Source organism: Actinocrinis sp. (assembly GCF_035605935.1).
In the GTDB taxonomy this organism is placed as follows: domain Bacteria; phylum Actinomycetota; class Actinomycetes; order Streptomycetales; family Catenulisporaceae; genus Actinocrinis.
On record NZ_DATNGK010000044.1, the window covers coordinates 1 to 2,189 of the forward strand.

Below are 2,189 nucleotides of genomic sequence, written 5' to 3' on the forward strand. Positions count from 1 at the left end.
ATCGTTGATCTTCAGCTCCAGGTACTTCGCGCCGATGCCCTTCTCGAATGTCAGCGTCGCGCCGCGCTTGTAGGCACGGTCGTTGGGCCCCTTGCCGCTGAAAAATGCCACCAGCTCGTGCTTGCCCACCTTGAGATTGCCCACGTACAGGCGGTGCACGCCGCCCTTCATCAACGCCTCCACCTCGCGCGGGGTATATAGATAGTTGATGACTTCCTTCTGGTCGATCTTGAGCTGGACCGAGTCAAGAGCGAAAAAGTCGCCGACGTCCATCGAAAGGAACACGGCCACCTGGGTGTTCGCCGGATACAGCAGCTCCTCTTCCAGCACGAACAGGTCCCGGTTCAGATCCACCACGTCCTTCTTCAGCCCCTGAACCTGCTCGTCCAGCCCCCGGGTGTCAGGCGGCGCCGCATCGGCAGCAGTGGCAGTCTCCCCGGGAGGGGCAGCCGCCGCGGAGGATTTGGGCGCCGCCGGTGCACCGGGCGCGCCGCCGGCCCCGGGCGCGGAAGGCCTCGGATTCTGCGCAATTCCGGCTGCGGGAGTCGCAGCCGCCGGCGCAGCGGCGGCCTGCGCCAGCGCCGGGTTGGAGCAAAGCGCCCCGATCACCAGCCATGCCAGTGAAAGGAGCGCGGCACGCGGCGGGATGCGGAGCCGGCGGGCCGCGGGCCCCTCGGAACGGCTCCCGGCCGCATGCGACTCTTTGCGGTTGAATGACAGGCGATGCGGGACGGCGTACAGCATATTCCTTCCGATCATTCGTTCAGCAGCACGCGTACTTGCTGCCGGTACAGATCCTGAGCCTTCGCGTTGTAATCACGCATGACATACCGCACCACTCCGCTGCGGTCGATCAGTACGGTCATCGGCAGATTATCGACCTGATAACTGCGGCTCACGTTCTTTTCCGGGTCGAGCAGCAAAGCAAAGCTCACCGCCTCACCGTGGGCGAAATCGAGCGCCCGGGACTGGTCATCGTCAACGTTGATCCCGTAGACCTGCAACCCGGCGGACCGATAGGTGGCCAGACTCTTGTCCAGAGCGGCCAGCTGCTCGCGGCACGGTGGGCAGCGGCTGCCCCAAAACGAGAGCACGACGACTTCACCGCGGTGCTCCGAAAGACGCACGTTGCCACCCGACACCGCATGCAGGGCGAAATCGGGGGCCTCGTGTCCGAGGAGCTCGTACGTGGGCCCCGCCGCGAACGCGACCGCTGCGCCGAGCGCAAACGCAACTAGCCACCCGGCGCACGAACGGCGCACCAGGGCGCCTGTCGGCCGTTGAAAGCTCAAGTGTTGTCCTTCGGCAAGGAAAGCGACCGCCGACATGAAACGCGGGCAACCCTCGCACAGCGAACTTCGAGCTGTCAACGAACGAGGCGCAGCTTCCGCTATGTCGGCCCCGCGGCGTCTGTGCTGGGCGACATCGGACCAGGCTCCCGGACGGGCGACAGCCGGCCGGTCTCGATGACGCACGGCGAGCCGCGCCGCACGACCGACGACAGCCGCCCAGGCAATGAGGGGCGACGGGGCGGCCGAGCGCGAATCGAGCGAAGTGCTGCCGTTGGGCCCCGTCCGCGGCGCCGGCCAGGCGCCACGGACGGCGTGGCCGGGTCAGATGATCGGTGCGAACGCCGCCAGTCCCTGGGCCGCCGAACCGAGGGTGTTCATCGGGAGCGCGGTGGCGAACTGGCCATCCGTTCCCATCAGTGCCATGTAGTTCAGGACGACGGTCTGCACGAGTTGGTACACGGAGTTGGCCGCAGGGCTGGAGGTACTCACCACCGAGCCGTCGGCGCTGAAATAGCCGATCTGCTGGCTGGCGGCGCCGTTGCGCAGCGCCGGGCGCCCGTTGGGGCTGTAGACCAGGAAGAAGGTCGAGGCGGTCGCCTGGTTGTCGCCCTGCCAGCCGAGTTTGCCGCGGCCGGCCGTGCTGTTGTCGACCATGCTGGTCGCGCTCAGGGAGCCGTCGCTGAAGACGTAGATCATGACCGGGCTGCCGACGCGCTGCGCGTACTCGAGCACGGCGCCGATCATCTGGCCGGCCTTGAAATTGCGCATCTCGCCGGTGGCCCGGGTGCTGTCGTGATAGTCGAAGCCGCCCATGCTGATGGTGCCGGCGGCGGCATACCCGCCCACCACCAGCTTCATGACGCTGGCGGTAGCGGCGATGTCGTTGTCCTTGAAGTC

General features: G+C 66.8%; 2 protein-coding genes and 1 pseudogene. All 3 read right to left on the bottom strand.

The annotated features are described in order from the left end of the window. Nucleotides 1-744, bottom strand: a 744-nt coding sequence (locus tag VN779_RS03180) for a hypothetical protein (RefSeq protein ID WP_349260624.1), incomplete at its 3' end; no start/stop codon positions are given. 11 nt (nucleotides 745-755) lie between these two features. Beyond that, nucleotides 756-1,328: a TlpA disulfide reductase family protein gene (locus VN779_RS03185; RefSeq protein WP_325719943.1), complete on the bottom strand. Its 573-nt coding sequence runs from the start codon at nucleotides 1,326-1,328 to the stop codon at nucleotides 756-758. 285 nt (nucleotides 1,329-1,613) lie between these two features. Further along, nucleotides 1,614-2,189, bottom strand: a pseudogene (locus VN779_RS03190) (hypothetical protein); the annotation flags it as partial.